At 35.0% G+C, this 23,365-nt stretch carries 22 protein-coding genes and 1 riboswitch; of the genes, 19 read left to right on the top strand and 3 right to left on the bottom strand.

The genetic code is table 11. From position 1 onward, the window contains the following. Window positions 1–54 precede the first annotated feature (54 nt). The 12 genes from ACZ2M0_RS00300 (at window position 55) to ACZ2M0_RS00245 (ending at window position 9,753) form a co-directional block, all read left to right on the top strand. Window positions 55–1,068 carry an SIS domain-containing protein gene (locus ACZ2M0_RS00300; protein WP_490058099.1) on the top strand — a complete coding sequence of 338 codons (1,014 nt, stop codon included), beginning with the start codon at window positions 55–57 and terminating at the stop codon, window positions 1,066–1,068. A 57-nt stretch (window positions 1,069–1,125) separates the two neighbouring features. Next, window positions 1,126–1,554, top strand: coding sequence for a PTS sugar transporter subunit IIA (locus tag ACZ2M0_RS00295; protein WP_338206901.1), 429 nt, complete (start codon window positions 1,126–1,128; stop codon window positions 1,552–1,554). Between the two features lie 17 nt (window positions 1,555–1,571). Further along, window positions 1,572–2,042, top strand: a complete 471-nt coding sequence (locus ACZ2M0_RS00290; RefSeq protein WP_338206902.1) for a PTS sugar transporter subunit IIB — start codon at window positions 1,572–1,574, stop codon at window positions 2,040–2,042. Between the two features lie 22 nt (window positions 2,043–2,064). Continuing rightward, the gene (locus ACZ2M0_RS00285; protein WP_046332501.1) at window positions 2,065–2,853 is read left to right on the top strand and encodes a PTS mannose/fructose/sorbose/N-acetylgalactosamine transporter subunit IIC; all 789 of its coding nucleotides are present in this window, start codon (window positions 2,065–2,067) and stop codon (window positions 2,851–2,853) included. Continuing rightward, the gene (locus ACZ2M0_RS00280; protein WP_046332500.1) at window positions 2,837–3,670 is read left to right on the top strand and encodes a PTS system mannose/fructose/sorbose family transporter subunit IID; all 834 of its coding nucleotides are present in this window, start codon (window positions 2,837–2,839) and stop codon (window positions 3,668–3,670) included. Before ACZ2M0_RS00285 ends, ACZ2M0_RS00280 begins: the two co-directional genes overlap by 17 nt. Window positions 3,671–3,687: 17 nt before the next feature. Further along, window positions 3,688–4,686 (top strand): SIS domain-containing protein, encoded by a 999-nt coding sequence (locus tag ACZ2M0_RS00275; protein ID WP_490058098.1) that lies wholly within the window; start codon window positions 3,688–3,690, stop codon window positions 4,684–4,686. Window positions 4,687–4,703: 17 nt separating this feature from the next. After that, a complete protein-coding gene (locus ACZ2M0_RS00270; RefSeq protein ID WP_490058097.1) occupies window positions 4,704–5,570 on the top strand; it encodes a PfkB family carbohydrate kinase in 867 nt (288 codons plus the stop codon). A gap of 211 nt (window positions 5,571–5,781) precedes the next feature. Beyond that, a complete protein-coding gene (locus ACZ2M0_RS00265) occupies window positions 5,782–6,267 on the top strand; it encodes a PTS sugar transporter subunit IIB (RefSeq protein ID WP_223902049.1) in 486 nt (161 codons plus the stop codon). Window positions 6,268–6,295: 28 nt separating this feature from the next. After that, window positions 6,296–7,057: a PTS mannose/fructose/sorbose/N-acetylgalactosamine transporter subunit IIC gene (locus ACZ2M0_RS00260; protein WP_034981518.1), complete on the top strand. Its 762-nt coding sequence runs from the start codon at window positions 6,296–6,298 to the stop codon at window positions 7,055–7,057. Further along, entirely contained in the window at window positions 7,047–7,880 is an 834-nt protein-coding gene (locus ACZ2M0_RS00255) for a PTS system mannose/fructose/sorbose family transporter subunit IID (protein WP_223902048.1), read from the top strand. Before ACZ2M0_RS00260 ends, ACZ2M0_RS00255 begins: the two co-directional genes overlap by 11 nt. A 35-nt stretch (window positions 7,881–7,915) precedes the next feature. Then, a complete protein-coding gene (locus ACZ2M0_RS00250) occupies window positions 7,916–9,007 on the top strand; it encodes an SIS domain-containing protein (protein WP_338206910.1) in 1,092 nt (363 codons plus the stop codon). A 32-nt stretch (window positions 9,008–9,039) separates the two neighbouring features. Beyond that, window positions 9,040–9,753 carry a GntR family transcriptional regulator gene (locus tag ACZ2M0_RS00245; RefSeq protein WP_223902046.1) on the top strand — a complete coding sequence of 238 codons (714 nt, stop codon included), beginning with the start codon at window positions 9,040–9,042 and terminating at the stop codon, window positions 9,751–9,753. A 116-nt stretch (window positions 9,754–9,869) separates the two neighbouring features. Here ACZ2M0_RS00245 and ACZ2M0_RS00240 read toward each other — a convergent pair whose 3' ends face one another. Next, the gene (locus tag ACZ2M0_RS00240) at window positions 9,870–11,285 is read right to left on the bottom strand and encodes a C69 family dipeptidase (RefSeq protein WP_223902045.1); all 1,416 of its coding nucleotides are present in this window, start codon (window positions 11,283–11,285) and stop codon (window positions 9,870–9,872) included. A 203-nt stretch (window positions 11,286–11,488) separates the two neighbouring features. Between ACZ2M0_RS00240 and ACZ2M0_RS00235 the strand changes: the two genes are divergently transcribed. Further along, a complete protein-coding gene (locus ACZ2M0_RS00235; protein ID WP_490058096.1) occupies window positions 11,489–11,677 on the top strand; it encodes a helix-turn-helix transcriptional regulator in 189 nt (62 codons plus the stop codon). Between the two features lie 146 nt (window positions 11,678–11,823). Continuing rightward, complete coding sequence (locus ACZ2M0_RS00230) at window positions 11,824–12,702, top strand: phosphotransferase (protein ID WP_490058095.1); 879 nt, start codon at window positions 11,824–11,826, stop codon at window positions 12,700–12,702. A gap of 74 nt (window positions 12,703–12,776) precedes the next feature. Here the strand turns inward: ACZ2M0_RS00230 and ACZ2M0_RS00225 are convergent, their stop codons facing one another. Next, window positions 12,777–14,090 carry a nucleobase:cation symporter-2 family protein gene (locus ACZ2M0_RS00225; RefSeq protein ID WP_490058094.1) on the bottom strand — a complete coding sequence of 438 codons (1,314 nt, stop codon included), beginning with the start codon at window positions 14,088–14,090 and terminating at the stop codon, window positions 12,777–12,779. After that, the gene (locus tag ACZ2M0_RS00220; protein ID WP_490058093.1) at window positions 14,090–14,668 is read right to left on the bottom strand and encodes a xanthine phosphoribosyltransferase; all 579 of its coding nucleotides are present in this window, start codon (window positions 14,666–14,668) and stop codon (window positions 14,090–14,092) included. Before ACZ2M0_RS00220 ends, ACZ2M0_RS00225 begins: the two co-directional genes overlap by 1 nt. A 79-nt stretch (window positions 14,669–14,747) precedes the next feature. After that, a riboswitch (purine riboswitch) is annotated at window positions 14,748–14,845 on the bottom strand. A 184-nt stretch (window positions 14,846–15,029) separates the two neighbouring features. On the opposite strand from ACZ2M0_RS00220, the gene guaA reads away from it, so the two are divergent. From guaA to rsgA, 5 genes are all read left to right on the top strand, one after another. Continuing rightward, window positions 15,030–16,586, top strand: a complete 1,557-nt coding sequence (guaA, locus tag ACZ2M0_RS00215) for a glutamine-hydrolyzing GMP synthase (RefSeq protein ID WP_490058092.1) — start codon at window positions 15,030–15,032, stop codon at window positions 16,584–16,586. Between the two features lie 274 nt (window positions 16,587–16,860). Further along, window positions 16,861–18,810 (top strand): DNA methyltransferase, encoded by a 1,950-nt coding sequence (locus ACZ2M0_RS00210; protein WP_490058091.1) that lies wholly within the window; start codon window positions 16,861–16,863, stop codon window positions 18,808–18,810. Next, window positions 18,810–21,434: a DEAD/DEAH box helicase family protein gene (locus ACZ2M0_RS00205; RefSeq protein WP_490058090.1), complete on the top strand. Its 2,625-nt coding sequence runs from the start codon at window positions 18,810–18,812 to the stop codon at window positions 21,432–21,434. Before ACZ2M0_RS00210 ends, ACZ2M0_RS00205 begins: the two co-directional genes overlap by 1 nt. Window positions 21,435–21,484: 50 nt before the next feature. Then, window positions 21,485–22,195, top strand: a complete 711-nt coding sequence (gene budA, locus ACZ2M0_RS00200) for an acetolactate decarboxylase (RefSeq protein WP_490058089.1) — start codon at window positions 21,485–21,487, stop codon at window positions 22,193–22,195. A gap of 88 nt (window positions 22,196–22,283) precedes the next feature. Then, window positions 22,284–23,312: a ribosome small subunit-dependent GTPase A gene (gene rsgA / locus ACZ2M0_RS00195; protein WP_490058088.1), complete on the top strand. Its 1,029-nt coding sequence runs from the start codon at window positions 22,284–22,286 to the stop codon at window positions 23,310–23,312. The last annotated feature ends 53 nt before the right edge of the window (window positions 23,313–23,365 follow it).

Genomic DNA, 23,365 nt, shown 5'->3' with positions numbered 1-23,365 from the left:
ATGCTAATCTTTACTCGTAAAAGTTAACCAAAGGTAATTTTTAGGAGGAATAAAATGTTTAACTTTGATAAAAACAGATTTTTGAAGACTCAAACAGGGGCAGTGAACCAGAAGGATAATATCAATAGTGTTATTGATGAATTGCTACCTGAAATTGATAATATCTTCTTCATCGGTTCAGGTGGTGTAGGAATTTTATTTGACTCTACCATCGAATTTGCAAGGACTAGAAGTGCTTTCCCATTTCAGCGGGTCTTAGCAGCTGAATTCATTGCATCTCCAAATAAAACTTTTTCAAGCAAATCATTAGTTGTTATTCCCTCATTATCGGGAACGACTAAAGAAACATTAGAACTAGTCGATTTTTGTAATAAGAAACATGTTAAAACTTTGGCACTTGTTGGCAGTCCAAACACACCACTTGAAAAAGAGGCAACCTACACTGTTTATAATGACGTTTTAGATGATACAAGTTCTGAAAGTTATTATTTACAGGGCTTGATGATAGTTCTGCGCGTTATGTTAAAAAAGGGTGAAATAACAACTGAAAAATATGATTCTTATTTCCAAGATTTTGCTAAATTGCCCGAAGAACTATTAAAAGTAAAACAACAGGCAGAACCTATGGCAAAAGAATTTGCTCAGAAATTTCAAGATACCCCATATCACATTATTACTGGTGCAGGTGACTCATTTACTGAAGCATATTATTACGGTATGTGTATTTTAGAAGAAATGCAGTGGATAAAAACCAGACCCGTACAAGCTGCAGACTTTTTCCATGGAACATTAGAATTAGTTGAAAAGGGAGTTAGTGTCATTGTCTTTGAAGGAGAAGATTTTTCAAGACCAATTGTAGATCGTGTTCGTCATTTCTTACCTGAAGTTACAGATACCATTACTGTGATTGATACGAAAGACTATCAGATGGATATTTCAAATGAAACGAGAAAGATTATCTCTCCAATCGTATTAGCTACAATTTTGGAAAGAGTAAGTGCATATCTTTCAGATCAAAGAAAGCATCCTCTGACTGTTCGTAGGTATTACAAGAGAATCCCTTATTAATTTGATTAAAACCTCAGTTTTTAGTTAGTCAATTAATAAAGATCTAGTGAGGAGCCGATGGTAAAAATGAAAATTTTATGCATGAGTCATGGGACAATGGCACAAGGCGTTGTTCAGTCGGCCAAGATGATAGTTGGTGATGTAAAATTTCTCGATTACATCAATGCGTATGTAGATGGCAATGATGATATTGAAAAGAAGATTGTAGATTACTTAAATCAAAATCGTGGGCAAACTATTATCGTATGTACCGATATCTTTGGTGGCAGCGTTAATAATAATTGGATGAAGTTTCTGAATAAAGAGGGCAATCTCTATTTAATTGCTGGTTTATCTTTGCCTTTAATTATTGAATTAGTTTTAAAAATAGAACAAAAGTCTCAGGATAATATCAATAAAATTATAAAAAGATCAATCAAAAGCGCAAAAGATAGCGTTAAATTTTGTAATGAACTTAATTTGGATATTAAACAAGATGAATTTTAAAAAAGGAAGTAGAGACAATGATTATTGGAACGAGGGTAGACCATAGGCTTGTTCATGGGCAAGTTGCTTTTTCCTGGGTTTCTGCTGTTGGAGCTAACTGTATTTTAGTTGCAAACGATGCAGCTGCTAATAATGACATGCAAATGACCGCATTAAAATTGGCGGCACCGCAGGGTGTAAAGGTAGTAGTTAAAACTATTGCTGATTCTGTTAAGCAAATAAATTCAGGTGTTACTGATAAATATCGCCTTTTCATCGTTCTAAAAACGGTTACTGATGCTTACCAGTTGTTAAAAGGTTGCCCACAAATAAAGGAACTTAATGTTGGTGGGACTAGTAAAACAGTTGGTTCTGTCCAAATAACTTCTTCCGTGTTTTTAAATGATAAAGATATATCTGATCTCAAAAAATTAGCACAAAAAAACATAGAAATATTTGCCCAAATGGTACCAACAGATAAAAAAATAGATTTGATTAAACGATTATAAATACTAAGAAGGAGGTTTAAAAATGAATACATTGACTCAATCAATTTTGCTAGCCTTAATTACAGCTCTTGCTCCAGCCGACTGGTTAACTGGAACTAGTAACTTGTCTAGACCACTTGTTACCGGAGCACTAACCGGATTAGTTCTGGGCGATTTAAAGACTGGAATCATAATGGGTGCAACTATTGAACTGGCATTTATGGGTGCAATTACTATTGGTGCTTCTAGGCCGCCAGATGTTCCTGCTGGAGGAGTTTTGGGCACAGCCTTTGCAATATCAACAGGCAAGGGAGCTGGTTTTGCTATTACTTTAGCCTTTCCGGTTGCTGCACTGTATTTGATTATTGACAATTTATTAACGATTGTAATTTTACCTATATTCTTGAAGAAGGGTGATAAATATGCTGAACAAGGTGATAGTAGACATCTGAGCAGAATGAACATGTATGGTTTTATCACAGTCAAATGTATACCGAGAGCGATTTTTGTCGGGCTTGCTTTTTACTTAGGTGGCCCGGTAATGACAAAATTGCTAAATATGATCCCTGATTTTGTTCAAAATGGTATAAACGTTGCAGCTGGAATAATGCCAGCATTAGGTTTTGCCTTATTGTTGGAAATGATTTTAAAGAAAAATGTGGCAATTTACTTTGTACTTGGATTTGCACTGTACAGTTATTTAAAAATACCAATTTTGGGAATTTCTATCTTTGCGTTCTGCCTAATGTACATCGTATTGCATCTCGAAAATAAAATTGATGCTAATAAGTTAAATAATAATCAAGGAGGGGATGATGATAATGAGTTCTAATTCTGCTACAAAAGCTATTACTAGAAAAGATTTAAAAGGAATATTTTGGCGTTCTCTCACATTAGAAGCTTCTTGGAATTTTGAAAGACAACAAAATATGGGCTATAGCTACGCTATGAATAAGGTTCTAGACAAGTTATATCCAGAAAAAAAGCAACGAAGTGAGGCTCTTCAAAGGCACATGGCTTTTTTCAATTGCTCACCACCACTTTCTACGTTAGTAATGGGAATTACTACAGCAATGGAAGAAGAAAATGCCAAAAATCCTGATAATTTTGATCCAGAATCAATAAATAATGTAAAAGCTGCTTTGATGGGACCTCTTTCAGGAATCGGAGATTCATTCTTTTGGGGCACTTTAAGAATTTTAGCCACTGGCTTAGGGACTTCTTTTGCATTAAAAGGCAGTATACTAGGTCCAATACTATTTTTGTTAGTCTACAACGTCCCCGCGCTACTAGTACGTTGGATTGGTTTAGTCAAAGGGTATGATTTGGGAGCATCGATGCTAAAGAGTGCCGAGTCTTCTGGTTTGCTTGAAAAATTTGCATATGGCGCATCAATTCTTGGCTTAATGGTTATTGGTGGCATGTCGGCAAGTATGGTGACAATCACCGTTGCAGGTAAACTGGGTCAAGGAAATGATGCCCAAACATGGAACGCCATGATTAACGGTATTTTACCGAATATGTTGCCTCTTGCGTGTGTGCTGTTTATCTATTGGCTATTAAAGAAAAAGGTATCAACAATTACTATACTGGTCGGAATTTTTGTATTCGGCATTTTAATGGCTTATTTAGGAATTTTAAAGGCATAGAAGAAAGGAAAACTGTAATGTTAAAGTTTGACGCTGAAAAGTTTGTAACTGAAGGGAAAAAGGCATATGACTTACGGGCTGACATTGAACAAATTGCTCTGAAAGTGCAAAAAGAAGGAATTAGTAATATATTTTTTACTGCTTCAGGTGGTTCAAACGCTGTGATGCAGCCATTTAACTATTGGATGGAAAGTAAGTCATCAATTCCCAGCTATTTGCTGACTGCTGCTGACTTTTTAGCTGTAGGAAGTAAGAAGCTAAATAAAAATAGTATAGTTATTCTACTTTCTAAATCTGGTGATACTAAGGAAACTGTTGCTTTGGCTAAAAAGATGGAACAATTGGGTATACGAACTATTTCAATCGTTAACAAAGATAATACGCCACTAGCACAGCACTCAACATATGCCGTTAATACTTTTGGCTACCATCCTCAAGAATTAGCTTTTTATTTCTTGATTGGCAAAATTATGCAAGTGAATAATGTATTTAATGACTATGAGCACTTTGCTGATGAACTTAAATCATTGCCAGGAGACATGAACATTGTTGCCCAAGAGGTTGACAGTAAGGCAAAAGAATTTGCAGAAAAATATCAAAATGCCGACTATCAAATTTGGGTTGGTTCTGGTGACCTGTGGGGAACGACTTATAGTTATTCAATGTGTGTGTTAGAAGAATCACAATGGCTTAGAACAAAATCAGTTAGTTCACCTGAATTTTTCCATGGTACATTTGAATTGGTTGAGAAGGATGTTCCAGTGGTACTGCTTGAATCAGAAGGAGCAACGAGACCGCTAGACGAGCGGGTGGCTAACTTTGCTACTAAATACACAGACCAATTCACTAAGTTTGATATGAAAGAATTTGACTTACCGCATATTTCAGCTAAATTTAGATCAATAGTTGAGCCATCAGTAATGTGGGCCGCTTTACGCAGAGTGAGCTTGCATTTGGAAGATATTAGAAATCATCCTCTAACTAAGCGTCGCTATTATCGAGTAGTAGATTATTAGATAGTGAGCTGTTTAAGATGTCAAAAAAATACGTTGTTGGTTTAGGAGATAATGTAGTAGATTACTATCAAAACCAAAATGTAAAATATCCTGGGGGCAATGCAGTTAACTTTTCTGTTTTTGCGCCAAAACAACTTGTTGATTCATACTATGTTGGTAGTCTAGCAAAAGATGATGATGGGGAATTAATATTAAATAGTTTAAAAGATGAAAATGTAAATACCTCATTTTGCAACCGAATTAATGCTCAAACCGAAAAGACTTTTGTAAACATTGTGGATGGGGATCGTCAATTTATTGACAGTATCAGAGGTACGAGGCAGTTACCATCACTAGATGAACCTGGTTTAATGAAAATGTTGGATTCGGCGCTGGTGGTATATAGTGCGTGCCATGCAAATTCTGAAAATGTTATTGCTAAGCTTCACCAACGAGGAAATATAATTGCTTACGATTTTTCTGAAATGGCTAAATATCATACTGTTGAGTATTTAAATCAGGTAGCCAAAAATGTTGATATTGCACAATTTTCTTTATCAGAAGCAAAAACTGAAGATATGGAAAGAATATTAACGCAGTGCATGAGACTTAATACTGCTTTGGTCTTATTTACAAATGGCGGTAAGCCTCCTTTGCTGTTTGACTGCAATCAAAGAAAAAAGTATGTTGGCCAAGTTCAATATGATCCTGAGCCCATTGATACTATGGGTGCAGGAGATACATTTTTTGCCAATCTCGTGGTCTATTTGCTCACTAAAGCTAAAAGCTTAAAAAATCTCTCAGGAGCAGATATAAATGAGAGCCTAACTAAAGCTGCTCTAGCTGCTGCTAAAACGATTAGGCAAAAGGGATCATTTGGACATGGCACAAAAATAACTAAATAGACCTGTAAATTTTCTTCTGTTATATTTTTAATGAAGTAAACATCAACCAAATAAAAAAATATTTTATCAGAACCTGCTAGCTTAAATCTGTTAAATCTAGCGGGTTTTTATGACTTAAAATTAAATAGTTATTAATAAAATATTGTAAAAATATTTAAAATATGTATAATATGTTTTAAAAGGTATTATTTATAGACAGGAGGATATTGTTTTGATTGTAGCAATGCATATGGATGATCGTCTTGTACATGGTCAAGTTGTCATGACTTGGATTCCAAGAGTACAAGCAAATGTAGTTTTAGTAGCGAATGATGCCGTTTTTAACGATAAAATTCGTCGAAGTACTATGAAGTTGGCTGTACCAACGAGTACCAAAATAGGTTTTAGGACAATTGATGGAGCTATTGAATTTTTAAATAATCCACAAAATAGTTCTTATCGCGTCATGGTTCTAACTAATAATCCTTTTGATGCTGAAAAAATTTGTGAGCATGTGAGTGGGGTTGAAAAGATAACTATTGGTGGAATTAGAAAAAATGCTCCAATGATCCGTGACAATTTGAATTTAACGTTGGAGGATATCGATTCATTTAAGAGAATTATGGCTAAAGGAATAAAAGTCGGTATGCAACCGACGCCTAACCATAAATTTGAAGATCTGTCAAATACTTTTAAAAGTATTACTGATAAACAGTGATTATGTTTGAAAAGAAAGAGGGTAGACTATGATTCAGTCATTCTTGGTTGCGTTAATTGCAGGTATTGGTCATATTGATGAAAGACTTTTCGGTATGACCATGATGGAAAGGCCACTTGTAATTTGTACGCTGGTGGGGTTAGTTTATGGAGATGTTAAAACAGGCTTGATTTTAGGAGCTCAAATTGAACTTCTTTCGATGGGTGTTGTAGGAATTGGAGCCAATGCCGCACCACCTGATGTTATTTTGGGTGGTGCACTCAGTACTGCGCTAGTATTGCAATCGCATACTGACCCTAAACTTGCACTTGCTCTGGTAATGCCGATTGCTGCATTCGCAATGGCAACAAAATACATCACTTATGTGCCTTTAAATCAGATTTTAAGCCAAAAGTCATTAGAAGCTGCTGGCAGAGGCGATACTAAGACGATGGAAAGAAATCAATGGCTGGGTTTATTTAATTATTTCATTTTCCCATTCTTGATCGCTTTGGTAGCTATGCTTTTAGGCGCACCGGTATTCAAATCTTTGGTGAAATTTATTCCAGATTGGCTTACAGGCGGATTTGCCTTAGCAGCAGGTATTTTACCGGCATTAGGTTTTGCATTGCTTATGCAACTGACATTTACCAAAAAATTTGCGCCATACCTATTTTTAGGCTTCATCTTGGTAGCATTCTTTAAGCTTACTAACATTGGAGTTGCAATGGTTGGTGCAGTAATTGCAGCATTAATATTATTATCTAACAGCAGTGGAGTCGAAGGGAAGACAGAAGACAATGAAATCTAAAGAAGAAATGTTTAAAGGAAAAAAGTTAACCAGAAAAGATTTAATGTCAGTATTTTGGCGCGCTTTCTTGTTACCAGCTTGTTATAGTATGGACCGGATGCAGGCTCCTGGATTCGCCTATTCAATTATTCCTGTGTTAAAAAAGCTCTATCCTGATAAAAAGGACTTGAGTAAAGCTTTGACCCGAGAATCTGAAGTGTACAATACCACTTATGCTATGTCGCCTTTTATACTAGGAATTACAGCTTCAATGGAGGAAGAAGCAGCTACTAATTCCAACTTTTTCATTTCAACTATTAACAATATTAAAGTTGCCTTGATGGGGCCAATGGCAGGAATTGGAGACACATTTTTCTGGGGAACATTCAGAGTTATTGCAGCAGGTGTCGGTACTACTTTAGCTTTAAAGGGAAATATCCTAGGACCAATCTTATTTTTGATTTTATACAATATTCCTCATTTCTTGACCAGATATTATGGGCTGTTTCTTGGTTATGATCTAGGAACTAAAGCAATTGATTCTCTATCTAGCGGCAGTGGTTTCCAAAAGGCGACTAATGCTGCTTCTGTCATGGGTCTGACAGTAATTGGCGGCATGATAGCTTCAATGGTTAATATCAAGTTTGCTTATGTCTTTAAGTCGGGTAAAACAGTTTTGAATCTACAAAATATTGTTGATCAAATATGTCCAGATTTGTTGCCATTAGCAGTTACATTCTTCATATACTGGTTACTGCAAAAGAAGCACGTTAAAACTTCTTGGATTATGATTGGCTGCTTCGCTTTCGGAATAATTTTCAAATATTTCGGGATTTTTAAGTAAAAAATGCTATTAAAGTGAGAAAGGGATAATTAATAATGAAAACTTGGTCAATGATTGATTATATTGATGAAACAGAAGATACACTTAAAAAAATGATTGCCAATAGAGGGCAATTGTACAACAATTTTGCACAAACTTTTGCAGATAATACGAATAAATACCACAACATTTATTTGGTTGGCTCAGGTACATCTTTCAATTCTTGTATTACAGCACAACCTTTTATGGAAAAAATCTTGAAAAAGCACATAATTCCGGTAAATTCATATAATTTTGCTCATTATGAACAATTGGCAACAAGTGCTGATCTAGTCATAGCTATTACCCAAGAAGGAGAGAGCACTAACACAATTGCAGCTTTAAAGAGAGCAAACAGCCTGAATTGTGATAATTTTGTGATTACTGAAGATCGGGATAATTCTTGTTCACAAGTAGCGCAAAACAAGATTGTTTTGGCCTGCGGCTTTGAGCACGTTGGCCCTAAAACAAAAGGTTATAGTGCATCAATTCTTACTTTTTATTTAATTGCACTGGAAGCGGCTAAAAAGTCGGGCCAATTGACCGCTAAAGAATATGACGAATATATTGATCGTCTGGAAAAAACGGTCAATAACTTAAATGAAATCATCAAAGAAAGTAAGAATTGGTTTGAAGAAAACTCAGCTGATTTGAAAAACTGCCATCACGGATACTTATTGGGTTATGGTAATAATAAAGGCACCATCATGGAAGGTGCATTAAAATCTCTAGAAACCGTTAGAGATTATTTCCAACCTTTCGAAGTAGAAGAATTTTTACATGGCCCTATTGCTTCAATGCATGAAGAAACATATACTATTATTGTTGCACCAGTAAATTATGGCTATGAAAGAGCTAATAAGCTTTTCAAGGCCTTGAATGAACAAACTGATCATGCATATTCTATTGGTTCACAAGAAGGAATATCCTCTAACCACGTATTAAAAGGATCATTTTTAAATGATGCAGATTTCTGCCCGTTAGAATATTGTATACCGTTGCAATTATTTGCTTATCTACTTTATACTGGTCAGGGTAAGGATCTTAATGTCAGGAATTATCCGGATATAAAAGATGTTTTAATAACTAAAGCAAATAGCGTTAAGTAATTTTAATTGAAGTGAAGTTGGTTTTCAAAAGAATGAAAGCAAAAAATACTTTGTATTATCAAGTAATGTTAAAACTAAAGCAAAAAATACAGGATGGTGAATATCCGGTCGATTCCAAGCTTCCTACCGAAAGTGAATTACAAGATGAATTTGGGGTTAGTCGCGTAACTTTAAGAAAGGCAATAAAACAGTTGGCTACTGAAGGACTAATCGAAAAAATTCAAGGTAATGGCAGCTATGTCAGGAAACCTGGAAAAGTAAAAAAGCTTCTGCGGATTAATTCTGTAGAAGGTTTCTCTTATACGGCTAAAAAGAACGGCTTTTTACCTTCATCCAAGATAATCAATTTTGCCCAAATTATTCCGTCACGCAGAATTCAAAATATTTTTCGCTTAAATTCGTCAACTTGTTTAAACATTAAAAGGGTTCTATTTCTTGATGAACAACCAGTAATTGTTGATGATAGTTATATTTTGGCTCCATTCTATGAATTTTTGCAAAAAAGTGACATTGAAGTATCTTTATATGAAGCATTAAAAAAGAATCCACTTATTAAAAAAATAAGTCCTCAAGAAACATTAGTCAGTGCAACTGAAGCTGATAAAGAATTATCTGATTTGCTTGCTAAGCCTTTTGGCTGCTCATTATTGAATATTGACAATGTACTTAAAAATCAGGATGGCAAGATGGTTCAGTGTAGTGAAGAATTCGTGGATCCTGATGTTTATCAAATAAGAATTAGGTAACGACAGATTCCATTAAAATTTGTACTTTTTGCTAAATAGGCAATATAAAAGGCTCAACTACGTTAGTTAACGTAATTGAGCCTTTTTTAACTTTTCTTTAGAGCTTGATTATTAAATTAGTCTAACAAGTCAAACTTAAGTATTGCTAGATTATGGCCTTCATTTACCATGTTACCCAGCAGTTCAATGGTGTTGTCGTAAACTTGATCAGCCATCTTTTGGTTGGCTGCAGTTAATAAATCTTCAGCTTCTTTACCTGACAGACCTGCAACTTTTTTATCAGTTTCATGTTGAATGAAGTGACATTGGGCCAATGATTTTTGCTCAAAGTCATTTTCTAGTTCACCGTAGACCTTAAAGTTAGTGTCACCTAATTGTGCTGTTAATTTGTTCAACCAGAAAATTTTATTCAAATCAAATTTAGGACCAGTTTGGAAGCTGGCTGGCGTGTCGTTGACATTCGTGTAGAATGGGACGAAGCTGTTAAAGGTATTTGGACCAAAACAAAGCCATTGCACACCGGCAATCTCTTCTGGAACATCATTTCTAACTTGCAAAATATGGGTTTCGAAGTTACGGTTTAGTGCAATTGGACGGTAGGTTTTCTTTTGCTCAGGCGTACCCTGATCACCGTATGGATCAAATGGGGTATCTTGATAGTGTGAACTTTCAACAAAACAAATATCCTCAATACTAATCTTGCGGTTTGCGTAGCAAATAAAAGGTTGATCCTGATCAGTTGGCTTGCCGCCGAATTCTGGATCAAAGTAATTGTGAACAAACCAGGCACGAGGATTGTTGTAGTGGGCATCCTTAATAGTTGAACTACCAAAGATATGACGCATGTTGTAACCTTCACGGTCAGGGTTGAGGTGATATTCAGCGATTAAATCTTCTAAGGTATCATCAGCTAAAAAACCATCTTTATCAAAGTAGAATTCATCAATGTTTAAACGGTTAGGAGCAACAACGTAGGCATCATCAGGAATACGACGTGCAATCCAGTGGTGACCACCAATAGTTTCTAGATACCAAACTTCATCGTGGTCGGCAAAAGCCATACCGTTCATTTCGTAAGTACCATATTTTTCCAGTAAATAGCCGATGCGCTTAACGCCATCAAGCGCGCTGTGAATATAAGGCAATGTTAAAGTAACAAAGTCTTCTTCACCAAGTCCACCCTCAGTAACCAGTGGATCAATCCCTTGAATACGTGCGTTAGTGGTAATAGTTTCAGTAGCAGTCATTGCCACGTTTTCTGAATTAATTCCGGCTGCAGCCCAGATGCCGCTTTCGCCAGAAACATCAGGTGCACTAGTATAACGTAAAGGCTTTTCTGCTAAATCTTCATCATCAATCTTTTGGTGACTAATGACACTTTCATAATGCTTAGGTTGCTTTTCCGGTGTAATAAGTTCAAAACCTTCAGGAATTATTTCACGGCCACCGTCTTCACTTCTGGCAATCATGGCTGAGCCGTCAATAGTGGCATTTTTACCGACAAGAATAGTTGTACATTCTGCTTTTTTCATCTTATCTGTCCTTTCAAAATTACTTAATCTATATTGTATTAAAAAAAACGGGTTGTTTGCAAAAAAATAAGTAAACTTAAGCCTAAATTATTATTACTTTTTCGAATTAAAGATTTTAACTAAAATATAATTTTGATGTTTACTCAAAATGTAAAAGATGTTTTACTAAAAATGTCCGATATGTTTGACAGGAGAGTGAACTAGTGAAAAATAGAATTGCTCAATTACATAAAAAGCAGAAGTACTCACAGGCTCAGTTAGCCGCAGCTGCTCATGTTACTCGGCAAACAATCAACGCCATTGAAAATGATAAGTATGACCCATCTTTAGGACTTGCTTTTCGCCTGGCTAAGATATTAGAGGTAACGGTTGACGAATTATTTTTAATATGAAGGCGAAAAAAATGATTAATACAAAGAAGAATATTATTTATGGTGCGTTTTCATACTGCTACCTTGATTGGCAAAAACCGGTAAATTATTTTTGTGCTATATCGCTGTGGCATTGTCCACAGTGGTGAAATGAGAGAAATAAGCTGATGACTATAGAAAAAATTTTACAAGAAAAATTGCAAGCTGACTTAACAAAGATCACACACGAGTCACAAAACAGCACTTTTGTTGGTGATAGTGCAAAGTTTAAGCAAAAAATTTTTGTCAAAGTCTTTGCACAAGCAGGAAAATTTTTAACTGAAAAAGCTGTTAACGAGCAACTAAATACTCGGGTATTAGACTCTTTTGTTGTCAAGCAGACGCAACAATTTGTTTTGGTCATGAAAGATTTGGCGCCAATTGATATTAAAGAAGGAATCACTCCAGATATGGCATTTGACATGGGAATAGAATTGTCACAGTTTCATCAAAAAGTGAAACTTTTTTCTGGCATATACCTAAATAACCAACTTTTCGAGAAAGCGAAATTTGACATTAGTAGTTTGCAGAATGAGGAATTAAAAAGTAGACTGCTGCAAGTGTTAGCTTTATTTACAACGCGAAAAGCGGATATTGAAGAAGACCTAACAGCTCATGCAACTACTGTTTTACATGGGGATGTAGGCTTGCGTAATTATAAAATTGTTGGAGGACATTTGAGTTTAATTGATTTTGAGCGAGCTCGTATGGGAGTCAATTATCAGGATTTTATTAAGCTTTTCTATCAAGACTTTAGGTTAAATCAAAAATTAATTGCTTTTTTTATAAGTGGATATAGAAAATGTGGTGAAGAAGTAGCAGTTACTCCTTTGACGCAATCCTTTCTCATTTTTATTACAGCAATTGGTATTATGAAGTATACTGAAAAAATTGTGGACAAACCATTTAAGGAAATTGGTGAACAAATGCTGGCAACTTGTTTTTCATTTTTAGGCGTCAGAAAGAAAAATAGCGCTAGCATGAGTGCTTTAATATTTACAAATTAAAAAAGTATCTTCCTTATTTTGAAGATACTTTTTTGGCGCAAACAAAATTGTCTCAAGGGTAAAAACAATTTTATTTACATGATATTTGCAGTTTGAGTTTTTTGTTTTGCCTTTCTATCACCCCCTTTAAGTAAGAAATTCAGGATAGTAGCTGACAAGCTGGTAATTACGATCCCATTACTTAGAAATAATTGGACAGTAGCCGGCAGATTTTTGAAAAATTGGGGATAAATAGTAACGCCGAGTCCGAGTCCAATTGAGATGGCAATAATTAGCACATTATTGTTATCACTGAGATCAACTTTGGCCAGTGTTTTGATACCTTGAACAGCAATCATGGTAAACATGACCAGCATGGCACCACCTAAAACTGGGGTAGGAATGATTGTTACCATGGCGCCAATTTTAGGCAACAATCCCATAGCCATGAGTAAGCCGCCTGCCCAATAAATCGGACGCTTGGTTTTAATACCGGATAATTGCAAAAGACCGACATTTTGCGAAAAAGTGGTATAAGGAAAAGCATTAAACAAACCGCCAAAAATCTGAGCGATACCTTCTGCACGGTAGCCTTTTTTCAAGTCTTCTTCGGTCACGTCATGGTGCAAAAGATCACCAATTGCAAAGAATACTCCGGTAGACTCAACCATTGACACTAAAGCAATAATGATCATTGTCAGGCTGGAAGACCATTCAAATTTTGGTACGCCAAAGTAAAAGAGTTGAGGTAAGTGAAACCAAGATGCTTCCATGACAGGAGTGAAGGAAACGAGACCCATGCAAGCGGCAATGACAGTTCCGGCAACAAGACCGATTAAAACTGAAATTGATCTGATGAATCCTTTAGTCCAAATTTCTAATGCCAAGATGATAAACATCGTGCAAAAAGCCAGAAAGAGATTTTGACCACTGCCAAAACTTTTAGCAGCAGAATTGCCACCACCCATATTTTGAATTGCCACTGGAACAAGTGTTAAACCAATAGTGGTGATTAAAGTCCCTGTTACGACAGGGGGAAAGAATTTTTTAATTTTAGCAAAAACGCCTGAGATTAAAACGACAAAAATGCCGGCAACTATAATGGCACCATACATGTCGTTAATTGAGAATTTCTGCCCAATCATTTGCAAGGGGGCAACTGCTTGAATGGCGCAGCCCAAAATGACTGGGAAGCCAATACCAAAGTACTTATTGCGCATTAATTGCAAAAGTGTCGCAAGGCCGCACATGAAAATGTCAATTGAAACTAGATAGGTCATTTGTGCAGGAGAAAATTTTAGTGCATTACCAATTAGAAGGGGTACAGCGACTGCCCCGGAATACATTGCTAATAAGTGCTGTAAACCTAAAACCGCTGCTTTTTGCTGGCTAACTTCTTTTTCTGCCATTATTTTTCCCCCACAAAATGTACTTGATTGTTAGCTAAACTAGCGATTTCTGCTAATGCTTCAAGGCGATAGCCGTGATTTTTAAGCCATTCACTGCCGCCTTGAAATGTTTTAGCAACTACGATACCGACACCGGCAATCTGAGCACCAGCTTGGTTAGCAATATTAATCATGCCTTTAACAGCTTCTCCATTTGCTAGAAAATCATCGATAATTAGCAGGCAATCATCTTGATCCAAAAATTTTTGTTCAACACAAATCTGGTTGGTGACTTTTTTAGTATAAGAATAAACATCTGCCCAATATACCGCATCATTAAGTGTAGCGGGCTTTTTCTTACGGGCAAAGACCATTGGCACATGTAATTCGTAGGCTGTCATTACTCCGGGAGCAATTCCCGAAGCTTCACAGGTTAACACCTTTGTGATGCCACTGTCCTTAAATAGTTGACTAAATTCTTCTCCGACTTTCTTCATTAGTTCGGGATCTACCTGATGATTTAAAAACGAGTTAATTTTTAAAACATTACCTGGTAAAACGTCTCCGTCACTGCGAATCCGGTCTTCTAATAATTTCACTTTTTCCTCCTTCAAGACAAAAAGGGCTTTTTCTACCAAAACTATGGTAAAAAAGCCCTTTAAAGTAGCAAATAGCCACATAAAATGCCAAATTATCCATAGTTCAGAATTTACGGTTCTGAGTAGAAACTGCCGACCTCATTACGGCAATATATAGATATTTATTTTCCTGTTGCAAGCATTGTAACAGAGTCGCATAATATGTGCAAGACCAATTTTAGAATGAAATCGCGAATTATTTAGATAATTATTTTTAAAAATATTCGTGAATTATTAGTATGACGCTAAAAAATTGTTGACCAGTGACCTATTTCTTAGTAAAGTTGATATGGTATTGAAGATAGTTAGTAAAGGAGCTTGGATGTCGGTGAAAAAGAATATTAGTGACTTTGATGAAATTATTGTGCTGGATTTTGGTAGTCAATATAATCAACTAATCACACGCAGGCTGCGGGATTTTGGGGTTTATTCCGAGTTGTTGCCGCATGATATTAGTATGGACCAAATAAGAAAGATTAACCCCAAGGGCATTATTTTTTCGGGAGGTCCTAACAGTATTTATGACCAAAATGCTTTGAAAGTTGACCCTGAAATTTTTAAGTTGGGCATACCCATTCTGGGCATTTGTTACGGGATGCAACTAATGGCTTCTTATTTAAACGGCAAGGTCGAAAAAGCTGCTAATTCTGAATACGGTCGTGCCGACATCGAAGTTGAAGATACTAACTCCGTTTTATTTGCCGGTTTGCCCAAAGATGAATATGTCTGGATGAGTCACGGTGATTTGGTCACTGGGGCTCCTGCTGGCTTTGAAACGGTCGCTTCAAGTAAGAATTGCCCGATTGCCGCTATTGCTAACGATCAAGCTAAAATGTATGGTATTCAGTTCCATGCGGAAGTGCGCAATACGCAGTATGGTCTTGATATTTTGCGTAATTTTGCCTTTAAAGTTTGCGGCGCTAAAGCTGATTGGTCAATGTCCGATTTTATTGACCTGCAAATTGCTGAGATTAGAAAAACTGTAGGTAATAAAAAAGTAATTCTGGGTTTATCTGGCGGGGTAGATTCCAGCGTCACCGCTACACTTTTACACAAAGCAATTGGCAATCAGCTGACAGCCATTTTTGTGGATCATGGTATGTTGCGTAAAAACGAAGGCGATGAAGTAATGGCAGCCTTGAACCGGGATTTAGGCGTTAACATTATTCGAGTAAACGCTCAAGAGCGCTTTTTAAATAAACTCAAAGGTGTCACCGATCCCGAGCAAAAGCGGAAAATCATTGGCAAAGAGTTTATTGAGGTGTTTGCGGACGAAGCAAAGAAAATTAAGGATGTGGGCTTTTTAGCCCAAGGCACCCTGTACACCGACGTGATTGAGAGTGGCACAAATACTGCCCAGACAATCAAGTCGCACCATAACGTTGGTGGTTTACCTAAAGATCTGCATTTTAAATTAATTGAACCTTTGCGTAAGTTATTTAAGGATGAAGTGCGTGAACTGGGTGAAAAATTAGGCATTCCGCATGATTTAGTTTGGCGGCAGCCATTCCCGGGACCTGGTCTTGGTATTCGCGTTATTGGCGAAGTAACCGAGGACAAACTCAAACTGGTGCGTGACAGTGATGCAATTTTGCGGGATGAAATTAAAAAAGCCGGTTTACAGGAAAAAGTGTGGCAATACTTTACCGTCTTACCCGGTATCAAGTCTGTTGGTGTGATGGGTGACGGTCGTACTTACGACTATACCATTGGTATTCGTGCCGTTACATCAATTGATGGGATGACCGCTGATTTTGCTCGCTTGCCATGGGATGTTTTGCAAAAGATTTCAACGCGTATTGTTGATGAAGTGCCAAACATTAACCGCGTAGTCTACGATGTCACCAGTAAGCCACCGTCAACGATTGAGTGGGAATAAAAAAAAGTATTATTGAGTGAAAAAGTTTAAAAGAAATGGAATCAACTCACTAGTTATCAAAAAAGAAGAGTTTTTACGCAAAAAAGTAAAAAGATGTTTGCAAATCATAATAATAGTAATACTGGTATACAAGGTATTTGATTTGAAGAAATGAAATATATACTAATGTGTATCAAAAGAGAACCTCTAGTTAATTGAAACTAGGGGTTTTGTATTGCATTTAATAAGATATAATATAGTTATTGTTAAGATATCAAAAGTGGAGTAATAAATAATGACTGTAGAATCAAAGGCAATTGATCATATAAGAAAGGTATTGGAGCTATTTGGCAAGAAATACTTTACTAAAAGTGGAGCTTTAAAGAGAAATGCGGTAATTGAAGATCTTGATAATTATGATAAAGATCTAATGGCTGCAATTTTAAATGATGACTTATTACATAAATCATATACTTCCAAGATTGCTGATGTAGAGATTTTTGAAGTTAATAAATTTATAGATATGCTTCGCTACAAGGAATACTGGGAAGATAGTTTTACTAAATACAATAATAAAATAGGTTTAACAGTAGGTGGAAGATATATTGATGATTCTTCTGACGTCGTCTTAGATTTTCCTTACAAGGATTGTATTTTAAAAGCGGGAATGACTAAGGAAGATATTGAACATTCGGTAGATGCTAATGAACCATTCTTGAATGAAACCTTAGCTAAATCGGAAATTGATGAACTGTTAGAACCTAAAATCTTTGTTAATGCTATCAAATATGATCGAAAAGGAAAGGATCGAGTAGATTCTATTTCAGATAATGATAACTTGGTTATTAAGGGAAATAACTTAATAGCACTTTATAGTTTGAAAAAACGCTATGCTAACAAAATTAAATTAATTTACTTAGATCCGCCCTATAACACAGGAAATGACAGTTTTGCATATAATGATCATTTTAATCATTCAGCATGGTTAACATTTATGAAAAATAGAATGGAAATTTCATATGATATACTACGACAAGATGGTGCTATTTTTATTCAAACTGATGACAACGAAATGCCTTATTTAAAGGTATTAATGGATGATATATTTGGTCGTGAACAGTTTATTGGTAATATAATTTGGAAAAAGAAAACAGGTTCTTCAGATACGACAAGTGTTGCGATAATTACAGAATATATACTTGTTTATGCTAAAAACAAAGATCAGGTAACATTCTCTAAAAATCCAGGTTCTTATGATAAAAAAAGATATAGGTATCACGACGAATATGTTAAAGAACGAGGACCGTTTTATTATGATACGTTGGATAGAGGCGGTTTGCAGTATAGTGATTCTTTAAATTACGGTGTAATTACTCCTGATGGAAAAACTTTGTATCCACATGGTAGAAGTAAATTTGTAAATGATGGATGGATTTGGAAATGGAGTAAAGAAAAAGTTGAATGGGGATTAGATAACGGCTTCTGTGAATTTGTTAAACATAATGATGAATACAAACTGAAATATAAAGTATATTTATATGTTAATAATAAGGGAGAAAAAATAAAAAGAGAGGCGCCATGGAAGAATATAATAGAGGGAATAATGAATACCCATGCTTCTTCGGAAATAACTAAACTATTTGGATCAAAGGTATTTGGTACTCCAAAGCCCGAAAAATTAATACAATTTTTAATAAATTTAGGTTCTTTCGAAAATGATATAGTCTTAGACTTTTTCATGGGGTCAGCAACAACTCAAGCAGTTGCTATGAAGATGAATCGTCGCTTCATTGGGATTGAACAAATGGACTATATCAAAACTGTTTCAGTACCGCGACTTCAAAAAGTTATAGGTGGCGAACAAGGCGGAATTTCTAAAGATGTCAATTGGCAAGGTGGAGGTTCATTCATTTATGCTGAACTTATGGAGAAAAATCAAGGCTATTTAAAAGACATTCAAAATGCAAAAGATATAGATGATCTAATGTCTGTTTATGCTCGTATGAAACAAAATGGTGATATTGATTTTAGAGTAGATCTAGATAAATTTGAAACATCCCTCAAAGCTGGTGAACTACCGTCTTTTTCAGACCGTAAAAAGGAACTTATTAAAATTATTGATAAGAACCAATTGTACTATAATTATTTTGATATTGATGATGCAAATGTTAAAGATTTGATATCTGATTCAGATTATAAATTTAATAAAAGCTTTTATTCTTCAAATGAAGTAGGTGAAGAATAATGAAAAAAGTAGTGAATATAAAGCCTTTTAGCACTCTTGAAAAAGCTAAAAAAGCTATTAGTAGTTATTTTACTAAGCTTCCTGATTTTTATTACATAGATGAAAATTTAAAACATACTCTGAGACCATATCAACAGACTGCATTATTTTCTTTAGATTGGTCACAAAGACAAAAAGATGCAGATGAAAAATATAATCAATTGATGTTTAATATGGCCACTGGGTCTGGAAAGACAGATATAATGGCTGCTATTATTCTTTATTATTATAAAGAATTTAACTACACTAATTTTCTTTTTGTTTCTAATACAACTGCTATAGTTGACAAGACAAAAGATAATTTCTTGAGTACTAATTCATCTAAGTATCTATTTTCAGCTCCAATAAATATTGATGGTGAAAGAATTGATCTAAAGGCGGTAGAATCTTTTCCAATCAATCAAGAAGCTAATACCATTTATATCAAGCTTGCTACGGTTCAATCATTATCTAATGAATTAAATGATCCTCAAGAAAATGCTTTAACCTTTGACGCTTTAAAGAAGCATAAGATCATCATCTTAGCAGATGAAGCACACCACTTTAATGTGGATACTAAGAAAAAGCAACGTGAAGAAAATTCTTGGGAAAATTTGCTAGATAGAATTAGGGATTCTAATAAACATAACCGCCAATTAGAATTCACAGCTACAATTGATGTTGACAAAAAGGAAGTTTACGAAAAGTACAAAGACAAGATTATTTACAAATATGATCTTAGTCAGTTTATGGATGAAGGTTATTCTAAAAACGTTTTTAGATTGCAGGCCAATAATGACAATATGCAAAAATTATTTAATGCAGTATTGTTAAGTCAATATCGTAAAAGAATAGCAGAGAAGCTAAATATTCCAAACTTTAAACCGATCCTGTTAGTTAAATCTAATCGTATCAAGACGTCTAAGGCTGTTAAACATGAATTCTTAGCAAGGATGAAAAATCTGTCTACTAAATCACTCCATGATTTTCTAGTGACTAATCAAAAGCTAAATGCACAAAGTAACGCTTTATCGATGACTTATGATTATTGGCTATCTAAAGATATTGATAAAGCAGTATCAGAGCTTAAGAGAGATTTTAATCCTAATACTACTATTAACGTTAACGAAGCTGGTACTAAAGGAATCCTAACTAATAACACTGATTTTAAAAACTTGAATACTCTGGAAGACATCAACAATCCATTTAGAATTATTTTTGCAGTTGCGAAACTGACAGAGGGATGGGATGTTCTTAATCTTTTTGATATTGTACGAGTATCAGAGGAAAAAGAATCCAATTCACTTAAACAGACCAATTCTGAAGCACAATTAATAGGACGAGGTGCAAGGTACTATCCATTTAGCTATGAAGGCAAAAGGTCATATACAAGAAGATTCGATCAGACATCATCTCAAGAAAAGAAATTACTTGAAACGCTATATTACCATACGATTAATAATTCAAAATATATTGATAATTTGAACAAATCATTTGATAATATGGATTTAATTGTTAATCAAGACAGTAATTATCAGACTTTTAGTGCTAAGGTGAAATCATCATTCAAGGGAGACGAATTTTATAAACATGGGAATCTGTTTTATAACAAAACAGAAGCAGTGCCTGATTCTGAATATAAAGATATTGGTGATTATGGGATTGATAACTTCAACATGGTTATTGACTACAATATGAGTACTACAGAGAATGAACTGCGTGGTGAGTATTCTTACGTCCGAGAATCAAATACTAGGTATGATAAAGTGGTTGATTTTTCTGATAAGAATGACTATCGACTGATTAAGAAAGCCATAGCGAGAAACAAATTCTATCGTTTTGATAAAATGAGAAAGTATTTGCCAATGCTAAAATCAGTAGATGAGTTTATCAAATCATCCAATTGGCTAGGGCAATTAAATGTCATGGCTCGTGTACCTGATTTTTATGATGTGTCCCTCTCTGCAACAGAAAAACTATCAGTTTTAGATATTGCTTTACATAAAATCCAAGAAAAAATTATCAAAAATTATCGTAAAGAACGAGGAACAAAGGAGTTTATACCTATTGCTGTAAAGGATGTGGTTAAAGATTATAGCAAGCTAGTACCACAAGCGTCTAATAAGAAGTTTATTAACGAACTTATCTGTCCGAAAAATATGAAGGATAATAAATGGTTCCCTTATGATTATGCAATTACAGATCAGCTAGAATCTTCTTTGATTAATATGATAGGTAGTTTGATTAAAGATTTTAAGGAAAAATATGACAATGTTTATTTAATTCGAAATGAGGAAACTATTGCTAATTGGAGTTTGCACGAGTTTAAAAATGAAGATATTAAACATTATGAGGGTTATATGCCTGACTTTATTCTAGTTTTAGATAATGGCAATATTATTTATCAAGTTTATATCGAACCTAAAGGGGAACAGTTACTAGAAAAAGATGAATGGAAGGAAAGATTGTTAGAAAGTATCCGTCCAAAAAATATTAATATTATTGGTGAAAACAGCGACATTAGATTGTATGGTGTTAAATTTTACACGCATGGAGATACCCGTGGTGTGAAAAAGGAACTATACAATTTAAAAATTCTGGATTAGTTGGAATTTTTAAAATTCCAACTAATTATATAAATTAATGGGACAAAAATATGACAAAAAACACATTATTTCAACACGGTACTATGCAAATGCTGGTTGAAGGCTTATTGGAAGGCACTTTACCGCTATCAGAATTGTTAAAACACGGCAATATTGGCATTGGAACGGGTGATGGCGTTGATGGTGAATTGGTAATATTGGACGGTGTCGGTTACAAAATAGATGTTAGTGGTCCAGCTGTGAAACTGCCGAATGACTTCAAAGTGACATATGCTGACGTTAGTTTTGCGGATTATCACGAATTCAAAGAATACCAAAATGTCGAATTAACAGAAATGCTAAAAGATGTTTTGACCAAAAATAACGCCCGAAATCAATTTTTCGCAATATTGACTAAAGGTGTTTTCCAAAAAATTCGTACAAGGTCGTCTAAAAAATCTCATAAGCCTTATCCGTCTCTAGGGAAAATTGCGGAAAATCAAGTCGAATTTGAAACTGAAAATATCAGTGGAACAATGATTACTTATTATACTCCATCTGTTTTTCAAGGTGTTGGAGTTTCAGGATTTCACAATCATTTTTTGGCCGACGATTTAAGCTTTGGCGGTCATGTTTTGGCAGCTACAATGAAAGATGTAACAGCCAGCGTTCAACTAATAGAAAACTTTGAGTTGCATTTACCGATAGATAATCAAGAATTTTTAAATGCCAATTTAAGTGACACCAGCAAGTTGGACAAAGTTATTTCGAAGTCGGAATAATTTTTAACTATTTTTTAATATAAAATTATGCTATAGTATTAACTTATAAAGTAGATCGGAGTATTAAATTAATCTATAGGAGCATCTATTGGATTTAGGATTAAATATATATAAACAACATGAGTCAGTTGATAACGAACAGACACTTGGGAGAATTTCCTTAAATTCTTCTGACATGTATAAAGTGATGCGTTTAGATGGCAGTGAAAATAATGCCATTCCTAAAAAACGGTCAGAGCAATTTCTGGTGGGTGATTGGGTAACCTTAGACCCACAAATAGATTTTGATTTAATTAATGAGCGCCTTCCGCGTTATAGTACATTAGGTCGAATAATCGGTGAAGAATTTCATGCTCAAGAAAAAGATTCAGCATGCAATATTGATCAGCTTTTTATTTGTTTTTCAATGAATAGAAATTTAAAGACTTCACGTATCAACCGTTTTCTTTATGCTTTAAAAAAAGAAAATGAGTATCAAACATCAATAGTTTTAACAAAATCAGATCTTTTCCCAGAGAGTATGAACCTTGCCCAACAAATTGCTGATAAATTAAAAATATCAGTTTTTTGTACTTCATGTGTCACGGGAGATGGATTGGCTGAATTACGCTCAAGTATTTTGCCAGGGCAAACTGTTTCTTTTTATGGTAATTCAGGAGTTGGAAAGTCAAGTTTGATTAACGCCATTGCTCAAAAAGAATTAATGTCCACAAACCGTATCAGTGCAAAGACTGATAAGGGCAGGCATACAACAACGAGCTCAAGATTAATCCCAATTGAACTTGGAGACTTTGTTCTAATTGATACACCTGGAATTAAAAGTATGGGCGTTAGTGGTGGCAATCTGAAGCAAGTTTTTCCTGAGATTGCCGATCTCTCTGAGAAGTGTCGCTTTAATGATTGTAAGCATATAGATGAGCCTGACTGTGCCGTTAAAGAAGCTGTTAACAATGGAACATTAGAGCGAAAAGTTTACGATCAGTTCATAGCTTTGGAAAAAGAAAGTCAAGTAACTAAAGGGTACTTAGATCAAAAATTGGCAAAGAAATTAAATAAAAAGGCTGAGTTTAAAAAGGCAACCATTAACTACCATCATTATCATAAACCGCCAATGTAAAATTTTAATCACTTTCAAACTAATTTTTCATTGGAATTAGTTTTTTTATACCC

Source organism: Lactobacillus sp. VURO6/B1 (VP7), assembly GCF_058139575.1.
The sequence above is the reverse complement of the archived record's forward strand: the minus strand, read 5'-3'. Positions and strand labels throughout refer to the sequence as shown.